We start from the raw sequence: 16,142 nt of genomic DNA, 5'->3' as shown, positions 1-16,142 counted from the left end.
GAACGGCCGAGGTCTGTCCCGCCGGACGTCCGGCATCGGTCTGGCGCTGCTCGTCACCTCCTGGGTGCCGCTGGCCTTCACACGGTCCTCGCTCTGGGCACTGGCGGTCGGAGTGGTCGTCCTCGACTTCGCCGTGCAGGCGGTCCATGTCACCAACCAGACCGTCATCTACGAGCTCCGACCCGACGCGGGCAGTCGCTTGATCGGCGGATACATGGTCTTCTACTCGATCGGCAGCGCCACCGGAGCCCTCGCCGCGACCTCGCTCTACGCCGTGGCCGGCTGGGGCGCGGTCTGCGCCCTGGGCGCCGGCATCAGCGGTGTGGCGTTCCTGCTGTGGGCCCTCACGGCCAAGGAGACGGGGATCCGCCCTGGGGCTGGTTGATCCCGGGCGTACGTACCCCAGCGCCGTCCGCAGACCACGAGCGGAGCCGTTCGCAGGCGTTCCCCACCGGGCGAACCCGGCAGGTGCAGGAAGAAGAGCGCTCACGCGTCCGGTCGGGCAAGGCCTGATGCAGAGGGCTACGCGACGCGCTGCTCGCACCCGCCCGCGTGACGTTGCTACGGCACCGGTTCGGCGACCGTTTGCCGGCGATCCGTCGGATCCGACGGATGGCCATGGTGATGTCGGCGGAGACCGCTTCAGCGACGGCTCCGGCCAGAGCTCGGGAGTCCGCGTCAGAAGACCACGGTGATCTTCCCCGTCAAGCCGCCCCGGAGGAAGCGGGAGTGTGCGGCTCGGATCTCGTGGAGGCCGAAGGAGGAGTCGGTGCGCAGGCGCAGGGCCCCGTCGTCGACGAGCTTGGCCAGCTCGTTCAGCCCCGCACCGTCCTCCCGGACCTGGTGGACGGTCGACCGCACGCCGCGGGAGGACATGTCGGGGACCGGGCCGGCCTGGGTGGCGATCGACGCGTACCGGCCGCCATCGGTCACCGCCTCGGTCACGAAGGCGCCGAAGGTGTCGAAGACCGCGTCGTAGTGACGGTCCCGCAGAGCGTCGCGGTCGGTGGTGACGAGGCCGGCGCCGTGGTCACGGGCGAAGGCGATGTGGGCGTCGCGGGACACCAGAACGTCGACCTCGACGCCCCGCGCGCGGGCGATCTGCAGCGCCAGTCCGCCGACCGCGCCTCCGGCGCCGGTGATCAGCAGCCGCTCGCCGGCCTCGACCGCCAGCCAGTCCAGCGTCTGGATGGCCGTCAGCCCGGGGAGCGGCAACGTGGCGGCCTCGGCGAGGCTGACCGACCCCGGTGCGGCGGCGACTGCCTGTGCGGGAAGCGCGACCACGTCAGCCCAGGTGCCCCGCCCGGCGGTGAGTTGGTGCGACATGGCGATGACGCGCTCCCCGACGCGAAGCCCGGTGCTCCCGCCCTCGATCACGACGCCCGCCAGGTCCCAGCCGAGTGTCATCGGCAGAGGCGGTGTGCCCTCGCCGATGGCTCCTTCCCGCGTCTTGTCGTCGACCGGGTTGATGCTGGTCGCGATGGTCCGGATCAGCACCTCTCCGGGACCGCGTTCGGGCTCGGGAACCTCGCTGATCCCGAGAACGTCAGGGGTCCCGAAACGGTCGATCTGTATGGCGCGCATGAAAGTCCTTCACATGACAGGTGTGACAGCAGAGCCCAACACCGATGTTGTTCAAGGGATTCCCGATGGTGCCGCCCGGGAGCCGCTGCGGCCCTGGTGGGCGCCCGCCTCGGGCACGGCCGGCGCCGGGCCCTTCTCCACCCCCTCCGCGACGCCGGCCGCGAGGCGATTGCCGCGTGTGCAGCGTGTGCGGCACGTGCGGCTTGCCGACAGTGCGCTCGGGCGTCCGGTGCTACGGCCGCGCGCCCTATCAGCCGGGCGGGAGCACGAACAGGTCTGCTCATCCGACCTCATCGGCCGGCACGCTGCCCCGTCGGCCTGAGCCGCCGGCCGGGCGTCTTGACGACACGATCCGCTGACCATCCGCACGTCACGCGACGGGGCCCGCGTTACGGGGCGTGGCCCGGGACGGGGCCTGCGGCAGTTGGTCAGAGGTCGGCGAGCGTGCTTTCCACGGTGTCCAGCAGGGCCTGTCTGTCGCGCTGTACCCGGCCCAGCACACGCAGGCCGTAGTACGTGCTCTGGGTGCGGCGGGCCAGGGCGCGGAGATCTCCGGCGGCGCGGATCTCGCCCGTACGGCGGCCCTCGGCGAGCGCTGCGCACAGCGCGTTCGCGACCTGGTCGAAGCTGCGCGCGGCCAGGTCCCTCACGTCCTGGTCGTGCGTGGATGCCTCGATGGCGGCGTTCATCGTGAAGCAGCCCCGGTGGCCGGCCTCGTCCAGGTCCTCGTCGATCGCGCCGACCATCAGCCGACGCAAACGGTCCTTCACGGGGCCGGGGCCTTGGAGGAGCGCGACTTGTTCGGCGGTGCGTGATTCGTGGTACCGGCCGAGCGCGCGCAGATAGAGCGAACGCTTGTCACCGAAGGCGTTGTAGAGACTGGAAGGCCCCAGACCCGTGCCGGCACAGAGGTCGCGCGTCGTGGTCCCTTCGTAACCCAGGCGCCAGAACGTCTCCATGGCCGCGGTCAGGACGCTTTCCTCGTCGAACTGTCGGGGTCTTGCCATGGACCCAGCCTACGTGGGGTCCGGCGGGACCCTGGCGGTGCTCCTGCTCCGGAAGGCGTCAGGCCACGACGCCGACCGCCTCGATCTCGATCATCCAGTCGGGATCCGCGAGGGCGGAGACCTGGACGAACGTCTCGGCGGGGAAGGGCTCCTGGTACTGCTCCGCCCGGATGGCCGCGAAGAGGTCCTGATGGCCGATGTCCGTGACGAACACGGTGAGCTTCACGGCACGGTCGAGGCCGGAACCCGCCTGTGCGAGGACGGTGGACACATTGGCGAGGGCCTGCCGGGCCTGCACGGTGAAGTCTCCGCGCCCGACGGTGGCGCCCCCCGCGTCGACCGGGGCCTGCCCCGAGGTGAAGACGAGGCCGCCCACCCGGATGCCGAGCGAAATCCCCGCCCCCTCGTACCAGTCGGTGTCCGCGGTGACGCGGACGCGGTCGAGCGACGGAGTGAAGTGCGAGGTCATGACTTCTCCTTGTGCGCGTACAGCGTGAAGGGGGGCGATCGGCGGGCTGTCCGTTCAGGTCGTACGCACCCTATCAAGTTTTGGATCGCTCGCTTCAAAATATATGCGGCCGCACTTGCACCGCCTGGACACCACGATGGCCTTCGACGACGCCGAGGATCGGTGGGGTCGGGTGCGAACCTGAGCGGCTCCCGGGCGGTGAGTTCCGGGCACGCTTCCTCGGCGTGTCCGCCACCTCGCGGCTGCGGGAACCGCTCATACGTGCACGGAGGCGCGTGAGGCACGCTGACCGTCACAGGAGGTGTCTCCTGCCGTCACCGCACTCGACGCCCCGGCCGAGGGCCACATCGCACCCAGATCGGCCGTGCCGAGAAGCCCGGTGAAGCCGTCGGGCCCTCTCCTCCCCGTACGCCCATCGCCCTCCGAAGAGGACGGTCGCGCTGCGAAGATGGGCGGCATGACGATCATCCACGGGGAAGTCAGGTCCGGGTTCGAGCCCGTCCGCGAGGCGTTCGCGGCGAACTTCGCCCAGCGCGGGGACATTGGCGCGGCCGTGTGCGTCTACCGGCACGGCCGGCCGGTCGTCGACCTGTGGGGCGGCGTCGCCGATCCCGAGACCGACCGTCCGTGGACGCGGGACACCCTGCAACTGGTCTACTCGGCGACCAAGGGCGCCACGGCGACCGCTGTGCACATGCTGGTCGAGCGCGGACTGCTGGACCTCGACGCCCCGGTGGCGTCGTACTGGCCGGAGTTCGCCGCGAACGGCAAGGCCGGCATCCCCGTGCGCTGGCTGCTGTCCCACCAGGCCGGACTGGCGAGCATCGACGAACCGCTCCCGGTGGCGGACGCCCTCGCCTGGGACCCGATGACGGTGGCGCTGGCGGCCCAGCGCCCGCAGTGGATCCCCGGCGCGGCCCACGGGTATCACGGCCGGACCTGGGGCTGGCTGGTCGGCGAGGTCATCCGCCGCGTGTCCGGCCGGACGCCGGGCCGCTTCTTCGCCGACGAGATCGCCGCTCCCCTCGGTCTCGACTTCCACATCGGCCTGCCGGCGAGCGAACGCGCCCGGGTCAGCCGCATGGCCTACCGGGGCCCGTCCGCCGACCTCACCGCCGTCCCCGCCGAGGCCGTCCCCGAAGAACTGCGCGAACAGGTCGCCGCCTGGCGCGACCCCGACTCGCTCGGCAACCGGGCCTTCGCCGTCACCGACCCCGCCGCCATCGACTTCGACTCACCGGAGGTCCAGGCGGCGGAACTCCCCTCCTCCAACGGCATCGGCACCGCCCACTCCCTCGCCCGCATGTACGCCGCGACCATCGGCGAGGTCGACGGCGTACGCCTCCTGACCCCCACCACCCTGGCCGCGGCGACCCAGGAACAGGCCAACGGGAAGGACCGGGTGATGCTGCGCCCGAGCCGCTTCGGCGCCGGCTACATGCTGCCCACCCACGGCAACCCCATGACCGGCCCGAACGCCTTCGGTCATTCCGGCCGCGGCGGCTCCCTCGCCTTCGCCGACCCCGACCACGGCCTCGCCTTCGGTTACGTCATGAACCACATCGTCGGCGGCTCCGACGACGAACGTGCGGCGGCACTGGTCGAAGCGGTACGCAAGTCGGTGGCGTGAACGCTGATGTCCCTTCAACGCGCGGGGCGGATCCGGCAGTGTTCGGATGTCCGAGGCCAAGCGGCTTCGGGTACGGCTGTGAGCGTGTCGCCGTCTGACGGCTCGAGAGACGCGGCTGCCCGGAGCCCCAAGACGCCTCGACCGCAACCCGGGGACCTGCCTAGGGAGGCCATCCCGATGCCGAGGGCCGCCGCCGCCGTGGGCGAAGGGGTCGCACCGCCGGGAGGCGGAGGGGCGCGTCCACGCCCGTACGGGACGTGCCTCGGGACGTGCCTCGGGACGTACCTCGGAGAGGGCGGCGCCCGCGCTGTTCTCCTCGGCGCCACCCGCAGGACAGAAGGGGAGGGCACACTCCCGCTGCGGGGGTGACGGTGTGGAGGAGCGGGCCGTGTCGCACGAGGTGACGCGACGTGACGACGCGGATACGGGTGGTGGGGAGCGCGATCCCGCCGTGACGCGTCGGGATCACGGTCGCCCCGCCCCGGTCCTGCTGCGATTACCGGCGGCGCTCGCCCGGCGGTTCGTGGTGGTGCGGGAGCTGCCGCACCAGGGCCGCGAAGCCGATGTGCTCCTGGTCCGCGACACGGCGGGCGGCGAGTTCGTCGCGAAGGTGTACCGCAGCGGCGTCCGGGTCGAGCCCGGTGTCTGGGAGCGGCTGCGGGGGCTGGACTCCCGCCACGTGGCACGGCTGATCGAGACGGGCTTCTCGGACGGGCGTGACTTCGAGGTGTCCGAGTACCTGTCCGGGGGATCGCTGGAGGACCTGGCCGCGACCGGGACGCCCGTGTCGGCGCCCGTCCTGACCGCCGCCGTGTCGCAGCTGACGGAGGCGGTGGCCCTGCTGCACCGCGCGGGCGTCGTGCACGGCGACCTGAAGCCGTCGAACGTGCTCCTGCGCCGCAGGGAACCGCTGGAACTCGCCCTGGTGGACTTCGGCGTCAGCAAATCCCTGGACGCCACCTCCCGGTTCACCCAGCGCGTGTTCGGGACACTCGCGTACTCACCCCCGGAGTACGTTCTCGGCGCGGAGGTGTCGGCCGCGCAGGACTGGTGGGCCGTGGGGCTGATCGCCCGCCGGCTGGCCACGGGGCGCGCGCCGTTCGAGGGCCTGTCGGAGCAGGCCGTCCGGCACCATCTGGCGACCCGGCCGGTCGACGTCGCGGACGTCTCCGACGCGCGGGTGCGGCTGCTCTGCGCGGGACTCCTGGTGAGGGACCCGGGTCGACGCTGGGGCGTCGACGAGGTGCGCCGGTGGCTGGAGGGCGGGACCCCCGAGGTGGCCGAGGGCTCCCTTCCCCCCGCTGCCCTTCCCGGAACGACCACCGGCCGCAGGCCCCTGCAGTTCAACGGGGTGAAGTACACGGAGAAGGCGGAGCTGGCCCGGGCCCTGGCGACGGACTGGGAGACCGCCGCACGCCGGTTCTTCGCCCTCATGGGGGACCCGGGCGACCCGGGGCAGGGCTGGCGCCAACTGCGCGGCTGGCTGGCCCAGTTCGAGGACCCCGAGCACGACCGCCTCGAAGAGCTCGCGGACCTGGCCGACGTCCACCTGCCGGGAGGGGACGCGCCGGACGTGAAGCTGCTCCGGCTGCTCCACTGGCTCGATCCGACGCTGCCGCCCCTCTACCGCGGCGAGCGCGTCCTGCCCGAGGACCTGCTCGCCCTCGCCGAACGGGCCTCGTCCGCCCAGGAGGACGAGCGTCGTACCGCCCGGGAACGCGTCGAGGAGCTGTACACCCAGGACCTCCTGCCCACGCTCGCCACCTTCGGTGAAGGAGCCGACCGGCTCGCCGGCGTGCACCAGCGCTGGCGCGACCTGAACGACCGGTGGGACGTGCTGCGGCGGTCGACCGCGCTGCCCTCCCGGATCCGGGAGGAGCTCGGCGCCTCCGGGATCCTGGTGGAGGCCCTCGCCATCGCGGTGGCACCCGCGTGGGCCCGGGCCCTGCGGGTGCGGGTCGAGGCCTCCGCCGCCTCCGTACGGGGCGCGACCGGCTGGTTCGACACGCTGCTGGCCGACGACGGCGACCCCGTCCGGCACCTCGCGGCCGCCCGCACCCTGCCGGCCGCCGCCGCCGAGGTCCGCCGCCTGGAAGAACTGCGCCACGCGCGCAGGGCCGCGGAGGCGGCTGACCGCCGCGCATGGCAGGAAGCCGAGCACGACCGTCGGTCCGGCTCCCGGCAGGCCGTCCTCCGCGCCTTCGGCGGGGTGGCCCTGCTGGCCCTTCTGCCCTTCGGCCTCCCGCTGGTCCTGGGGGCCGTCATCGGAGACGAGGAGTTCCTCCCGCGGTTCGTCCCCGCCGCGACCGTGACCTTCGGCGTCCCGCTCGTCTGCGAACTGCTCCTGGCGGTGAGACTGGGCCGGGACTACCACCCGCACTGGTCGCTGCACTCCCGTCTCGCCGGAGTCCGGCGCCGGCTGCCCGGCTCGCGGGGCATGCTGGCGACGCAGGTGAGGACGATGCGGAAGAGCACGATCGCCTGTGGAGGCGGCTGCCTGCTCTATCTGGCGCTGGCCACCCTGATCTGGCTCATCGTCACCCTGAAGGTGTGGTCGCCGATTCCCCTCCTGGTCGCGGCGGGGTACGGGACATGGACAGCGGTTCGATACCGGGGCTGGCGCTCGGCGCACCGCTCCCGGCCGACCCCGGCGATGGAGGAGCGATGAGCGGGCCCAAATGCACCGCGTACCGGTGTGACGAGTCCCTGACCACCGCGGAGCTGCGCGTGGCCGCGCATGACACCGCGATGCGCGAGGCGATCCGGCGCAGGGAGGAGGCCGCCCGCGAGGCGGCCCTCAGAGCCGCGTACGCCCGCGACGCGGCCGTACGCGAGGCGAAGGCCCGCAACGTGCGGATCGAGGCCCTCACCCGGTTCCGCGACGAGCTCGCGGAGCGGTACGGCGACACCGTCACCGTACGGCTCCCGGAGCCGCTCCGTCTCGGCGAGCAGGCGACGCACCTGCTGGAGGCCTGGTGCGCCGAGACCGGCCGGGCGCTGGCCGCCGCGGAGCGCACACTGCGTGAACAGGCCGCCCGTGCCTTCGCGGCCGACCTGTTCGGCGACGTGACCGGAGAGGTGACCGGCGACGTGACCGGAGACGGTGCCGGACGCCGCCCGGTCGGTGTGGCCGAGCTGCTCGCGGACCGCCCGAAGCCCACCGGCGGCCCCGGCTCCGCGCGCGGCGAGGACGGGCCGGGGGAGAACACCGAAGACGCCGGACGGACCCTGACCCGTGTTCTGTCCCGGCTCCTGCCCGACTGCGACGCAAGCCACCGGGCGGAGGCCCACGCGGCCGCGGTGCGGGTGGCCAGGGCGGCCGGCCCCGGCGAGGCACGCGCCTGGCTGACCGAGACGCGCCTCCGGGTCCAGCGCGCCAACGCGGCCGCCGAGGCCGGACGACGCGAGACGGAGGAAGCCGTTCGCCTCCTCCACGACCTCGACACCCCGGGGGCCCCGGACGGCACGCGGGGCCCCGGGAGCACTCCGGACACGGAGGCGGACTCCGTACGCGCGCTGCTCGCCGAGGTCGTGGCCGGCCGCCGCGCTCTCGACGCGCCGCTGCGCCGCAGGGCGGCCGCGTGCCGGGCCGCGGCCGAGGCGGAGGCGGAACGGCGGTACGTCGTCCACACGGTCACCGACGTCCTCGCCGATCTCGGCTACCGGGTGAGCAGCGGCTTCGAGACGCTCACCGTCGCCGACGGCACCGTGCGCCTGTCACGCGGCGAATGGCCCGACCACGCCGTCAACCTCGTCGTGGACCAGCGCCGTGGTGAGCTCCGCACCGCGGTGGTGCGCACCACCGCGGCCCGCGGCGACGACGACGCCCACCTCGACGTCGAGCGCGAGGAACAGTGGTGCGAGGACTTCCGGGCCCTGCGCGGGCGGCTCGCGCAGGCAGGGCTGCGCACGGACGTCCAGGTCGCGGTCCCGCCCGGGCAGGTCCCCGTACCCCTGGCGGAGCCCCTGCCCACGGCCGCGTCCGGCGCACGGACCCGGCCCGCGTACCGGGAGCGCGAGCGATGACACCGCCGTTCGTCCGGGAGTTCGAGGCGACCCTGCCCGTGCACGCGCAGTTCGTGCTGTGGGGGAACCGCCACGACAGCTTCCTCGTCCGGGAGCCCGGCGCCCGCCCCCGTCTGCTCTCCCTGCCGGACCTGCTGTGGGAGACGCTCCGCCGCAACGGATACCGGTGCCTGCTCCTCCATGACTCCGTGGACGGTCTCCGGCCGCACCTTCCCGCCGGTGCGACGGCCGAGGAGACCGACCGGGCGGAGGCCGCCGCGGCGGCGCTGCTGACCCGTCTCCCACGCCCCGGAGCCCACCCCTCCCTGGAGACGCTGCGGACGCTGATGGCCGAACTGGCCCGTCCCGCCCAGCCGATCCGGGCGGCACTCGCGATCGACGACGCCTCCCGCATCGCGCACGGCGCGAGCGAGCGGGAAGCGAGCGAGCGGGACTTCTTCCGGTTCTGCGCCCGGCTCTCCCGCACCGCCGTCCCGGTCGGCGCGCCGACCGGCCGCACGACCCCGCTGTACAACCCGGTGATCTGGCTCGCGGACCGCGAGGGCGATCTGCCGGCCTGGCTCACCACGGCCAACGACCAGGTCCGGTCCATCGGACTTCCCGCTCCCGACCTCGGCGACCGGCAGGTCACCGCGCGCCTGCTGATGAGACTCTTCGGCGTCACGGACCTCGACGCGGACCCGCAGGCGGCCGAGGCCTGCGAGGCCTTCGCGGCCCAGACGGACGGACTCACCCTCCAGGCGATGATCGAGATCACCCGGCTGGCCAGGGACCGCGACCTGACCATGGCCGAACTCCCGGACGCCATCCGGATCTACAAACTCGGCGTCATGGACAACCCCTGGAAACAGGAGTACCTCCGGAAGCGGATCACGGACGGCCAGCAGTCGATCCCGCGGCGCGTCGTCGGACAGCCGCAGGCCGTCACCAAGACCCTCGACATCCTCAAGCGGGCGGCCCTCGGGCTGTCCGGCGCACAGCAGTCCAGGTCATCGGCCCGTCCGCGCGGCGTGCTCTTCTTCGCGGGCCCCACGGGGGTCGGCAAGACGGAACTCGCCAAGGCGGTCTCCTCGTTGATCTTCGGAGACGAGTCCGCCTACCTGCGGTTCGACATGAGCGAGTTCTCCGCCGAGCACGCGGGGGACCGGCTCATCGGAGCACCACCCGGCTACGTCGGATTCGAGGCGGGCGGCGAACTGACCAACGAGGTGCGCCGGCAGCCCTTCCGGGTGATCCTCTTCGACGAGATCGAGAAGGCGCACCCGCGGATCCTCGACAAGTTCCTGCAGATCCTCGACGACGGCCGGCTGACGGACGGCCGGGGTTCGACCGCGCACTTCTCCGAGTCGGTCCTCGTGTTCACCTCCAACCTCGGCATGAACGTCACGGACGACACAGGACGACTCGTGCCCCACGTTCGCCCGGACATGCCGTACGAGGAACTGGAGGACCGGGTGAAGGCCGCGATCGGCGACCACTTCACCCGGGTCCTGGGCCGGCCGGAGCTGCTCAACCGCTTCGGCGACAACATCGTGGTGTTCGGCTTCATCGACCACGACGCCGCCACCCGCATCTTCGACCTCCAGCTCGACAACATCGTCGCCCGGGTCCGCGAGGAGCAGGGCATCGTCCTGGAGGTGGCCCCCGAGGCGCGCGGCGCCCTGCGGACGTCCTGCGCGGACGACCCGCGGATGGGCGGCCGGGGCATCGGCATGGCCCTGGAGTCGCAGTTCCTCAACCCCCTCGCCCGGGCCCTGTTCGACCGCGGTCCGGCGGCGGGCACGCACGTCCGCGTGACCGGTCTGCGGCGCGAGGGCGACATCGTCTCCCTGGAGCTGGCATGACGGCACCGCCCGCGGCCCCCCGCGCAGCCCGACTGATGCTGAACAAGGCCCACTATCCGGTGACATCGCTGGGACCGGGCACCCGGGCGGGTGTCTGGACGCAGGGCTGCACCATCGGCTGCGCCGGGTGCCTCTCCCGGGACACCTGGGAGGCCGACCCCGCGACCTCCGTGGACGTCGCCGCCGTGACGGCGTGGCTCTCGGGCCTGCCGGAGCCGCTCGACGGGATCACCGTCTCCGGCGGCGAGCCGTTCCAGCAGCCGGAGGCGCTCGCCGCGCTCCTGGAATGGGTACGGGCGTGGGGCCGCGACCGCCCTGTGCCCCCGGACGTGCTCGTCTACAGCGGCTACTCCCTCTCCCGGCTGCGGAGGGACCACCCCGCGCTTCTCGCCCTGTGCGACGCGGTCGTCACCGGCCCGTACGTCGAACGCCTCAACAGCCCCGGACAGCGCTGGCAGGGGTCGAGCAACCAGCGCCTGACCACCCTGACCGAGCTCGGGCGCGAGCGGTACGGGGCGGAGGAGGATCGCGCGGGCCCGCCGCCCCTGCAGGTCGAGGTGGACGACGGACGCATCTGGTTCATCGGGGTCCCGCGCCGGGGCGACATGGACCGCCTGGCCGACCGGCTCCGCTCGGCCGGCATCACCCTGGAAGGCGTGTCGTGGCGCAGCTGACCTGTCCGGTCTGCGGCCTGACGGCGGAGGAGGACGATCTCGTGTGCCGGGGCTGCTCCGGCAACCTCAGCCGACCCGGCGGGGCACGCCACGTCCCGCCCGCGCCCGCGCCCCCGCCCCCGCCCGGGACGGAGGCGGGGGCGGAGACGGAGGCGCGGGCGGGGGAGACCACGGACGAGCCTCCGCCCTGCCCGCACTGCGGAGCTCCGGTGCCGGTCCCGACCAACCGCGTCTGCGTCGTCTGCCAGCGATTGCTGGGCGAGCCGGCCCGCCCGCCCCGTACCGCCGATGCCGCCGGAGCGGGCGCGGGTCCGCTCGCGACCCGCCGCGACCTCCCCACCGCCGTCCTGCGCATCAGGTTCGGGACGGAGGAGCGCAGCCTGACCCCGGGCAGCACGCTGCTTCTCGGCCGGGCCCCGGCCGCGCGGGCGGCACACGAGCTGCTGGCACGGTACGACAACGTCTCCCGCCGGCACGCGACCGTCGGTCTGGAGCCGGACGGCTCCGCATGGGTACGGGACGAGCACTCCACCAACGGGACCTTTCTGAACGGCAGCCCGGTCGGTCCCGGTGCGCGGACGCCCCTCCAGGACGGCGACGTGCTGCGGCTCGCCGCGGACTGCACGCTCGTCGTCGCCGTCGATCAGCCGCCGGGAGCGGACCCGTATCCCTGAGACCGCCTCACTCGCAGCCCCTGGCGCTGTTCGCCGTGATCGCCTCGGCCGTGTACGGGCACTGGAAGCCGACCCAGCGCAGCCGCTCCCACAGGACCGGCCAGGGCTCCAGCGGTCCGCGGCACACCATGAACCCCTGGCCGTCGTCGGACACGGGCAGCTCGCTCTCGTACGCGCCGCGCCGCTCGCACGACGCGAAGAGCCTCCCGAAGAGCCCGGGGTCGGCGCCGATGGTGATGACGGTGGTCTTGTCCTCTCCGGGCACACCGAAGTCGGCATACGAGTTGTGGCCGCTGTACGCCTTCGGAAGCCCGTACTCCGGCCCCCACCTGTCGATCGCGCCGGCCTGCCCGTAGTGGTTGCCGTAGACGACGGTACGCGCCTGCTCCTCCGGCGACAGCGAGCGGTGGATGCCGCTCACCTGCCGCGTCAGCTCGGGCCAGCCGACCTGGTCGAACTGGACGATGGCCATCTGGCTGAGGACCGGGTTGCCGGCGTACACGGAGACCGGGAGGGTCGGCAGCAGCAGGACCGCGCAGCTCAGCGCGTTCAACCCGGTCAGGCCCCCGATCACGACGAGACGGGCCGCGCCGCGGGCCCACCGGTCGACGACCACCGCCCCGGCGGCGAGCAGCACGTACTGGAGCGAGGTCGTGTAGGCCCCCTGCCCGCCGACGGCCAGCAGCACGACCACCATCAGCAGGTACGCCCACCCGACGAACCGGTACGGGCGCCATTCGGGACGCCGCAGGAGCGCGACGAGACCGGCGACCCACACCGGGCTCAGGAAGAGGCCGATGAGGAGGAGCTGCATGGGGAGGAAGGTGCTGCGGGCCAGACCCTCCAGGGCCTTGGACAGCGCGGCGCTCATCTCCAGCTGCGGCAGGCCGTGGCTGATCTGCCAGATCAGCACCGGGGAGGAGATGACCACGGCGGTGCCCACCGCTGCCGGGAAGCGCCAGGTGCGGAAGACCCCGCGCGGTCCGGACGCCAGCAGGCCGGCACCGAGGCAGAGCAGCAGAAGGACCAGCAGGTACTTCGCGGTCAGGCCGACCCCGACCACGACCCCGATCGCCCACCACAGCCGGGTGTCGCCGGTGCGCACCATCCGGATCAGCAGCCAGGACACCGTGATCCAGGACAGCTCGTCCCAGTTGTTCGTGCCCATGATGTGCCCGGTGTACATGACGAGGCCGGAGGCGAACGCCATGAGGGCGGCGAGGATCTGCGCCCGGGAACCGCCGCCCAGCTCACGGGCGATCAGGGGGGCGAGCAGCACGGCCAGGGAGGCCAGCAGGGCCGGCACCACCCGGAAGCCGAAGAGGGTGTCCCCGAACACCGCCGTCTCGATCCTGGCGACCACGGCCACGAGCGGCGGCTGGTCGACGTAGCCCCAGGCGAGATGTCGGCTCGCCGCCCGGGTGTAGAGCTCGTCCACGTGGTAGCCGTGCCGGGTGGCCAGCGCCAGCAGGCCCACCGTCATCGTGAGCGCGATCAGCGACACCGGCCGCCACGGCACCGGCGCCGGTCTCGTGGGGGGCGTGGACGCCGCTTCCCCGGGGGAAGCGGTCTCTCGCACGACAGTCATGGGGACTCCGTTCCGTCATGGCTCCCTGCCGTGCCGGATGCCGGGCACGACTCGGCGGACCACTATCGGGTCGCGAGCATCCCGCCCTCAACGAACTTGAGTCCTGCCGACAGTACGCAGGCCGCGGGCCGCACCCCGCGGACGGGAGGGGGCTGGCCTCGGAGTTTCGTCCACGGGGCAACTTCATGGCGGGGCCCGACCGGCCGCCGGAAGACTCGGGCCATCGGCCGCCGGCACAGGGAAGGCACGGCATGACGACGCCTCTGGCGAGCAACCGCGACTACCGCGTCCTCTGGTCCGGCATGCTCCTCTCCGAGCTGGCGGGAGAGGTCGCGTACATCGCGTTTCCGCTGCTCGTGCTCGCCCACGGAGGCTCGGCGGCCGCGGTCGCCGGGGTCGCCGCGGCACTCGCCGGCGCCCGGGCGCTGGTCAGCCTGCCCGCGGGGGCGCTGGCCGACCGTGCGGACCGCAAGCGGGTGATGCTGGCCACCCAGTCCGTGCGTACGGTCGCGATGCTCAGCGTCGCCGTCACCGTCCTGCTCGGCGACTGCCCGCTGTGGCAGATCGTGCTCGTGGCCGTGGTCGAGGGAGCGGCCGCCGGCATCTTCGTACCGGCCGAGCACGCGGCGCTGCCCCAGGTCGTGCCGGCGAACCTGCTGCCGCAGGCGCTGGCGCGCAACGCGGCGCGCCCCTTCGCCGCGCTGCTGGTCGGTCCGGCCCTGGCCGGCTTCGCCTTCGGCCTGCACGAGGCGCTGCCGTTCACCCTGAACACCACGGTGCTCGCGGTGTCGTTCACGGTGCTCGCCGTACTGCACCTGCCGCGCCGTGCCGTCCCGCCGACGGCCGAGGCGAGCGGGGACAAGGAGACGCAGGCGGTCGCGGAGCCACCGGCCGGCGGCTTCGCGCCGCTGCTGCGCATGCGGATGATCCGGGCGACGACGGTCTGGATCATCGGCGTGAACCTCGCCTTCCACACCCTGGTCGTGCTCGTCCTCATCGTCTCGGGCGAACACGACGTCGCCCCGGGGCAGATGGGCCTGATGATGACCTGCTTCGGCGCCGGCGGTCTGATCGGCGCCCTGATCGCCGACCGGCTGCACGCCGCGGCGCGGTCACCGGCGGTGCTGGTCCTCTCCTCGACCTGGGCCTTCGCCGCGGTCGCCGGAGCCATGGCGTACGCGCCGCGGGGCGTGCCGCTCGGGATCCTGCTCGGCCTGGCCGCGATGGCCATGCCGGTGGCGAACACGACCGTGATCACCTGTCAGCTGGCGTCGGTACCCGACGGTCTGCGCGGGCGCCTGTCCGGACTCACGGCCCTCGGCTCCGAACTGGCCGCCACGGCCGGACCCGTCGCCGCCGGTGTGCTGTCCACCGCCACCGGGGACGGCGCCGTGAGCATGCTCGGCGCGACCGCGCTCCTGGTGGCCGTCGCCGTCGGTGCCACGCTGAGCCCGACACTGCGCCGTCTCGCCCTGCCCCTGCCGTCGGCCGGGCAACAGCCGGCCGACGCGCGCTCCTGACGATCGACAACGGAGGAAGACGATGTTGAAGCTGCGGCTGCGCGACGAGGATCTCGCCGCGATCGAGAAGGTCACCGCCGAGGTCTCGGGGCGCTTCACGTCCATCGAGGACCCCGCCCTGCTCCGGGCGGCGCAGGTCTACGCGCACGAGCTGCCCCGGGAGCTGCGCTCGGCGCTCGTGGACTTCCGGTTGAACGAACCCTCGGGCGTGCTGGTGGTGTCCGGGCTGCCGGTCGACGACGCGGCCCTCGGGCCCACGCCGTCGGACTGGCGGGAGAAGGCCACGCCGGACGCGACGCTCCGGCTCGACATCCCGTTCCTGCTCATCGCCTTCCTGCTGGGCGAGCCCATCGCCTGGGCCACCCAGCAGGACGGGCGTGTCATGCACGACATCTTCCCGATCCGCGCCCACGAGCACGGCCAGATCGGCTGGGGGAGCGCGGAGACGCTCGCCTGGCACACGGAGGACGCCTTCCACCCCCTGCGCACGGACTACCTGGGGCTCATGTGCCTGCGCAACCCCGACCGGGTGGAGACGACCTTCGCCGACATCGGCGACGTCCGGCTCGACGACGAGACCCGCGCGGTCCTCATGGAGGAGCGCTTCAGGATCCTTCCCGACGACTCGCACCGGCCGGAGAACCAGATCGCCGGCCGCGCGGAGGACCCCGACGCGGCCGAGCTGGCGAGGCGCAGCGCCGAGCGGGTGGAGCGCGCCCTGCGCTCACCCGAGCCGGTCGCGGTGCTCTTCGGCTCGCCGAAGGATCCGTACCTTCGACTGGACCCCTATTACATGCAGGGAGTTCAAGGAGAATTGGAGCAGCAGGCGCTGGACAGGATTGGAAAGTCCCTGGACGGCGCGATGAGCGGATTCGCCCTGACTCCCGGCGATATCGCATTCATCGACAACTACCGCGTGGTGCACGGACGAAAGCCCTTCCGGGCCCGTTTCGACGGAACCGACCGCTGGCTCCGCCGCCTGAATGTCACGCGCGACCTGCGCAAGTCCCGGCACGCGCGGTTGTCCGCAGGCGAGCGGGTCATCTATTGATGCCGATTCGCCGGGCGTGGGCGGGGACTGCTCCCCTGCGGGAGGCGACGGTGGTGACGTGTTCCGGACGTCAGG

13 protein-coding genes are annotated in these 16,142 nt (G+C 72.9%); 9 read left to right on the top strand and 4 right to left on the bottom strand.

Annotated features, from left to right (window positions below; translation table 11 throughout):
• The coding region (locus AB0E19_RS09685; protein ID WP_362175926.1) for an MFS transporter at nt 1–385 on the top strand (385 nt) is incomplete at its 5' end.
• A 293-nt stretch (nt 386–678) separates the two neighbouring features.
• On the opposite strand, the gene AB0E19_RS09680 is transcribed toward AB0E19_RS09685, so the two are convergent.
• From AB0E19_RS09680 to AB0E19_RS09670, 3 genes are all read right to left on the bottom strand, one after another.
• Complete coding sequence (locus tag AB0E19_RS09680; RefSeq protein ID WP_362175923.1) at nt 679–1,584, bottom strand: NADP-dependent oxidoreductase; 906 nt, start codon at nt 1,582–1,584, stop codon at nt 679–681.
• 428 nt (nt 1,585–2,012) lie between these two features.
• Nucleotides 2,013–2,591, bottom strand: a complete 579-nt coding sequence (locus AB0E19_RS09675; protein WP_362175920.1) for a TetR/AcrR family transcriptional regulator — start codon at nt 2,589–2,591, stop codon at nt 2,013–2,015.
• Between the two features lie 58 nt (nt 2,592–2,649).
• A complete protein-coding gene (locus AB0E19_RS09670) occupies nt 2,650–3,060 on the bottom strand; it encodes a RidA family protein (RefSeq protein WP_362175917.1) in 411 nt (136 codons plus the stop codon).
• 457 nt (nt 3,061–3,517) lie between these two features.
• On the opposite strand from AB0E19_RS09670, the gene AB0E19_RS09665 reads away from it, so the two are divergent.
• From AB0E19_RS09665 to AB0E19_RS09640, 6 genes are all read left to right on the top strand, one after another.
• Nucleotides 3,518–4,690 carry a serine hydrolase domain-containing protein gene (locus AB0E19_RS09665; protein WP_362175914.1) on the top strand — a complete coding sequence of 391 codons (1,173 nt, stop codon included), beginning with the start codon at nt 3,518–3,520 and terminating at the stop codon, nt 4,688–4,690.
• Between the two features lie 451 nt (nt 4,691–5,141).
• Nucleotides 5,142–7,358, top strand: coding sequence for a serine/threonine-protein kinase (locus AB0E19_RS09660; RefSeq protein ID WP_362175911.1), 2,217 nt, complete (start codon nt 5,142–5,144; stop codon nt 7,356–7,358).
• Complete coding sequence (locus AB0E19_RS09655; protein WP_362175907.1) at nt 7,355–8,716, top strand: hypothetical protein; 1,362 nt, start codon at nt 7,355–7,357, stop codon at nt 8,714–8,716. The genes AB0E19_RS09660 and AB0E19_RS09655 overlap by 4 nt, the downstream gene beginning before the upstream one ends.
• Complete coding sequence (locus tag AB0E19_RS09650) at nt 8,713–10,560, top strand: AAA family ATPase (protein ID WP_362175904.1); 1,848 nt, start codon at nt 8,713–8,715, stop codon at nt 10,558–10,560. Before AB0E19_RS09655 ends, AB0E19_RS09650 begins: the two co-directional genes overlap by 4 nt.
• Complete coding sequence (locus AB0E19_RS09645) at nt 10,557–11,234, top strand: 4Fe-4S single cluster domain-containing protein (RefSeq protein WP_362175901.1); 678 nt, start codon at nt 10,557–10,559, stop codon at nt 11,232–11,234. Before AB0E19_RS09650 ends, AB0E19_RS09645 begins: the two co-directional genes overlap by 4 nt.
• Entirely contained in the window at nt 11,222–11,908 is a 687-nt protein-coding gene (locus AB0E19_RS09640; RefSeq protein ID WP_362175898.1) for an FHA domain-containing protein, read from the top strand. The genes AB0E19_RS09645 and AB0E19_RS09640 overlap by 13 nt, the downstream gene beginning before the upstream one ends.
• Nucleotides 11,909–11,915: 7 nt before the next feature.
• On the opposite strand, the gene AB0E19_RS09635 is transcribed toward AB0E19_RS09640, so the two are convergent.
• The gene (locus tag AB0E19_RS09635; protein ID WP_362175895.1) at nt 11,916–13,496 is read right to left on the bottom strand and encodes a glycosyltransferase family 39 protein; all 1,581 of its coding nucleotides are present in this window, start codon (nt 13,494–13,496) and stop codon (nt 11,916–11,918) included.
• 251 nt (nt 13,497–13,747) lie between these two features.
• Between AB0E19_RS09635 and AB0E19_RS09630 the strand changes: the two genes are divergently transcribed.
• Together AB0E19_RS09630 and gntD are read left to right on the top strand one after the other, a co-directional pair.
• Complete coding sequence (locus AB0E19_RS09630) at nt 13,748–15,016, top strand: MFS transporter (RefSeq protein WP_362175892.1); 1,269 nt, start codon at nt 13,748–13,750, stop codon at nt 15,014–15,016.
• Between the two features lie 22 nt (nt 15,017–15,038).
• Nucleotides 15,039–16,067, top strand: a complete 1,029-nt coding sequence (gntD, locus tag AB0E19_RS09625; protein ID WP_362175889.1) for a guanitoxin biosynthesis L-enduracididine beta-hydroxylase GntD — start codon at nt 15,039–15,041, stop codon at nt 16,065–16,067.
• The last annotated feature ends 75 nt before the right edge of the window (nt 16,068–16,142 follow it).

Origin of the sequence: Streptomyces sp. NPDC047974 (assembly GCF_040653375.1) — a bacterium.
Classification (GTDB): Bacteria; Actinomycetota; Actinomycetes; order Streptomycetales; family Streptomycetaceae; genus Streptomyces.
This window is presented reverse-complemented; position numbering and strand designations above follow the sequence as displayed.